Consider the following 4,449-nt stretch of genomic DNA (forward strand, 5'->3'; position numbering starts at 1 on the left):
TGAAATAAATCACTCCCGTAATCATATATATGACAAAATCCAATAGTATGGACATTATGACCCCCACGAACAGAGAAAACCCGATTTACCCGAAATTCATCACAGGTGTAGAACCTCCAGCTGACAGGACCAAAAAGGCTCTCTGGTTCATTTTCCGGGGACGTGATATCCTTCTTAAAGCTCACAAAAACCCCGGAGCAATTCCCAGGCTGCTGGACATTGGGGAGCTCGGGCTCCCTGCGGTAAGGGAACAGTACCTTGGTGAACTTGAGGGAACGCACTGCTTTTCTATTGAACTGCCTGCGGACGCGAAAGCTCCGGAAGGGATGGAGTTCGTTGACCTCAGACAGGCATATTCCGAGATGAGTGAGGGGTGCTTTGAGCTTGTGAACAAAGCAGTGCAGGTAATGGAATGGGACAGGACAAACCAGTTCTGCAGCAGGTGCGGAACAAAGACCGCGCAAAAACCGGGAGAAAGGGGCAAAGAATGCCCGGTATGCGGCGAGCTTTTCTATCCGAGAATCTCACCTGCTGTTATCGTTCTTATAAGAAACGGCAATAAAATCCTGCTCGCAAGGTCTCCGAATTTCCCTTCCGACATGTACAGCCTGATAGCCGGCTTTGTAGAGCCAGGAGAAACGGCTGAAGCAGCGGTTGAAAGGGAAGTCTGGGAAGAAGTCGGTATAAATGTAAAAAACATTACTTACTTTGGAACACAGGCGTGGCCTTTTCCGAATTCCCTCATGATCGGCTTTACCGCAGAATATGATTCCGGAGAAATCAGGCCAGACGGGTTTGAAATCGAGGATGCAAAATGGTTTTCAGCAGATAATCTGCCTTTCCTGCCCGGAAAGATCAGCATTTCAAGGAAACTGATTGACCACTTCCTTAAAGAAGAAGGGCTGGAAGTTTAAGGCGGATTCATATTTGATTCGTAGTTTTATTCATCCTGTGTTATCTTTTATTTTCTTCCAGTTCTCAACCGTTCCCACGTCTATAGGCTCCTGTTTCATGATTTCCTGAGCCTTTTCAATAAACTCAGGTCTGAGTTCAGGTTCCATAATTTCGTTTTCATATTCGGCTGCCATGTGCATTATAGCAGCACTTTTGTCTTTTAAACCGTGTTTAGCCTTGATATTATTCAAAACTCGATTAGTTCGCTCATCAATGTTTATTATCACTTGAACCATATATACCATATTAATAGAGGGTTAATGCCATATCAGCAGTGAAGTGTCTGAGATAAATAGAGGCAGAAAAAGTGGAGGAGAGATTTCACCGAAACACTGAACTTGACTTTTATCTCCGTTTCCATCTCTCTGATCCACCAGATGCTGCTGCTGGAAAGCAAAAAATAAGTTTACTGCCTTTCATAGTCAGAAAATCCCGAAACTGCAGATCTATAAAGCACCCATTTTTCATACCCTATCCTTTGGATTCTTTTACCTGGGGTTCTTGAATACATCCTGGCTCCGGGTATCAGGCTTAATAATTTACTTACTTGCCTGTAGCGTTCAAGAAGGCGCTGTTCCTGACTGATATCATCAAGTTTCTTAAAAATATACGTGTTTTCAGGGATAAAGGGAATCTGAATTCTAAGAGTGCTGAGCAAAGACTCAAGCTGCATGTCCAGTTCTTTTCTATCTTTTTCAAGATCCTGTAAACTCCATGTTTTGACCCTCTGATTTACAGCACATGTAATTTTTTCCGTTGGCTTGCCTTTTGCCTTAAAGCATGCTGTTCTTGCTTTATACCTGATTCCGGAAAGAACCTCTTTTAGCTTATGTTCCGCAACTACTTTTCCCGTTATTGAACACTCTTTTCTCAAGTTTTTTTGTTCGAAAATAGCGTTTTCTTCCATAATATCCAAAAGTCCTGAAGCTCTATCAAAAGCCTCAATGCAGGTCTCAAGAAGTTTCTTCCGGGAAGGCAAATCTCCGGCAGTCAGATTTCCTGCTGCTAAAAGGAGCTCGGAGAATTCCTCCATAGTTTTAAGAAGCCTCTGGTCTTCTTCAAGATACCTGATCTCATGGGTTACCTCTGAAATATATCGTTCGCTTTCAAGTTTTGAAGATCTTTCTCCGAAAAGGATCTGTAAGAGAGCCTCGTAAAAGGGATAGTATAATTCGGGAATAACAGTGCGGGTAGAGGCCTCAGCCGACTCTTTAAAATATTTGACTGCTTCTTTAAGCCCAAAAAGATAAGTAGCTTCGTTTTCAGCCTTGAGAGCCTTCCAGAGGGAAGCTTTTCCAAGGGATCGAAGTGCGTACATACGGACGTAGATATAAGGGTTATCAATAAGAGCCTGCAGGTCTTTCCATGCCTGTGTTTTATCAGGCGCATAAAAAAAGGCAGGTCCAAGAGTTCTCGCTGCTACTCTTTGAACAAAGTTATCACCATGAGTCGAAAGCCTGATAAGGTCGCTCCAGACTTTGCTTTTATCCGGAACCTCTGAATATCCTGACGAAAGAGCAAGTACAGCCTCTTTTCTTACCTCTCTGTCTTCAGCGGATGTAAGCCTCAAAAGATCGTCCCATGTTTTTTGCTTATCATCTGAGTATGCAAATGCGACAGTAAAAAGCTCTGCAGCTTTCTTCCTGAGCTGTGCGTCCTGACTCTCAGTGAGCTTTATAAGGTCAGAAAAAACAGTAGATTTTTCCTCAACCACCGGAAAGACACACGAAAGCATGCTTGCAGCACCCTTTCTAACACCTGTGTCTGTATCTCCAGACATTTTTAGAAGTTCATTCCATATGTCCTGTTCTTTGCCTGATTTTCGCGAATAAATAGTAAGAAGAGACTCTATTGCACCTCTTCTTATCTGTGGTTCCGGATCCGAACTGAGTCGAAGGAGCTCTCCTATAATTTTTTCTTTTTCTGGAAGACCTGGGTATGATCTTGCAAGAGACTCTTCTGAATCTTTTCTCAGATATTTGTCTCTATCATCTGCAGGTCCCAGGAAACTAAAGGCGGATATTCTGAATCCTTTTTCTTTAACCTGCTCACATTCGATCTTGTCCTCGCTTCTCATTTCTCTTTTCCCTGTCATTCCTTTTTTCTCCTCTTTCCGTCTCTCTTTCCCCCTCCCTTCTTCAAATTGACATGTCCTTCAAATGAGTTTGAGTTATCAAATAAACTGGAATTGTCATTTAAATAAATGTCTATTTATTCCCTATAAATAATAAAGCTGTAAGTAATTTCGAAAGACCAGAAATGGAAGACAAATTTTTAATCATAGCTTATATTTTTGAGTTATGTATAGAAAGTCGGAATGATTAACTAGAGGGCGAGTTATAGGATATTGTAGAGAATTTTCTAATAAAGGCTTGAATGTTGTTGGGAAATAAATTGCTGAACAATTCATAATTGGGAAGTCCAGGGGTTGCAAACATACCTGGACTTGAATCCGGGGTATAGTGACTACAAATTAGAAGTGGTATTCTTGAAAGAAGTTAAGAAAAGAAGCAGGAATATTTTACTGATTATACTGGCATTTTTAATTTGTTCAGCTATTATTCCAATTACTCTAACTTATCCAAATTATCACGAGACTATGACGGAAGCAGAAAAGCAATTGCTTTCGAACAGTACTATTTTGAAAACAGAGTATGGGGATATTGAGTATACTGTAGAGGGAGAAGGAACTCCGGTCTTACTGCTGCATGGCGCAGGAGGAGGTTATGATCAGGGACTCTGGGCTGGCAAAGTGTTTTTCGGGGACGGGTATAAATTCATCTCGGTTTCACGATATGGCTATCTTCGGTCATCCATTCCGGATAATGCTTCAATTGAATTGCAGGCTGCTGCTTATAAAACTCTTCTGGACAATTTAAACATAGATAAAATAATTGTTGCTGGCGTATCTGCTGGAGGCCCGTCAGCCACTCAGTTTGCAAACGACTATCCAGACAGATGCTCAGCACTGATATTGATTTCTGCTGTAAGTATGGGCCCGGCACCAGGGGACCAGGATCCTTTTTATGTTAGTATTATTCACACTATCCAGCAATCTGATTATGCATACTGGCTTTTCACAAGATTTTTTCAATCTACAATTCTGGACCTGATGGGAATCCCATCACAGGTATACGAAACATTTAGCCCGGAACAGAAAGAACTGGCACAGGAAATGCTTGATATAATGCACCCAATGTCTCAAAGGTATAAGGGCACCGTAAACGATGAAAAAATGATTGAATTTTATACCGTACCTGCAGGCAATCTTAGTGCACCAACATTAATTATCCACTCTAAAGATGATGCGCTGGTAAGTTACAAACATGCGGAAAATGCTCACAGTAAAATAAACCAATCGCAGCTTGTATTATATGATACCGGAGGGCATGGAATGTTATCTCAAATGAACGGGACTAGGGCGCTTGTGAAAGAATTTCTCATGCGTCTTCGGTTAAGTGAGGAATCATGACAAATTGCGTCAATTCCCTCAAC

4 protein-coding genes are annotated in these 4,449 nt (G+C 41.6%); 2 read left to right on the top strand and 2 right to left on the bottom strand.

From position 1 onward, the window contains the following. Positions 1-29: 29 nt before the first annotated feature. Complete coding sequence (gene nudC, locus PLL47_RS14515; RefSeq protein ID WP_324447234.1) at positions 30-914, top strand: NAD(+) diphosphatase; 885 nt, start codon at positions 30-32, stop codon at positions 912-914. A 30-nt stretch (positions 915-944) separates the two neighbouring features. Here the strand turns inward: nudC and PLL47_RS14520 are convergent, their stop codons facing one another. Together PLL47_RS14520 and PLL47_RS14525 are read right to left on the bottom strand one after the other, a co-directional pair. Then, positions 945-1,145, bottom strand: a complete 201-nt coding sequence (locus PLL47_RS14520) for a DUF2683 family protein (RefSeq protein ID WP_324447236.1) — start codon at positions 1,143-1,145, stop codon at positions 945-947. Positions 1,146-1,360: 215 nt separating this feature from the next. Next, positions 1,361-3,049 carry a HEAT repeat domain-containing protein gene (locus PLL47_RS14525; protein WP_324447238.1) on the bottom strand — a complete coding sequence of 563 codons (1,689 nt, stop codon included), beginning with the start codon at positions 3,047-3,049 and terminating at the stop codon, positions 1,361-1,363. A gap of 393 nt (positions 3,050-3,442) precedes the next feature. Between PLL47_RS14525 and PLL47_RS14530 the strand changes: the two genes are divergently transcribed. Next, a complete protein-coding gene (locus tag PLL47_RS14530; protein WP_324447240.1) occupies positions 3,443-4,426 on the top strand; it encodes an alpha/beta fold hydrolase in 984 nt (327 codons plus the stop codon). The last annotated feature ends 23 nt before the right edge of the window (positions 4,427-4,449 follow it).

The organism is Methanosarcina sp., assembly GCF_035390745.1.
Lineage (GTDB): Archaea > Halobacteriota > Methanosarcinia > Methanosarcinales > Methanosarcinaceae > Methanosarcina.

Excerpts from the sequence above, each read along its gene's own strand:
- nudC (WP_324447234.1), top strand. The coding sequence starts at position 30 with ATGACAAAATCCAATAGTATGGACATTATGACCCCCACGAACAGAGAA.
- PLL47_RS14525 (WP_324447238.1), bottom strand. The coding sequence starts at position 3,049 with ATGACAGGGAAAAGAGAAATGAGAAGCGAGGACAAGATCGAATGTGAG.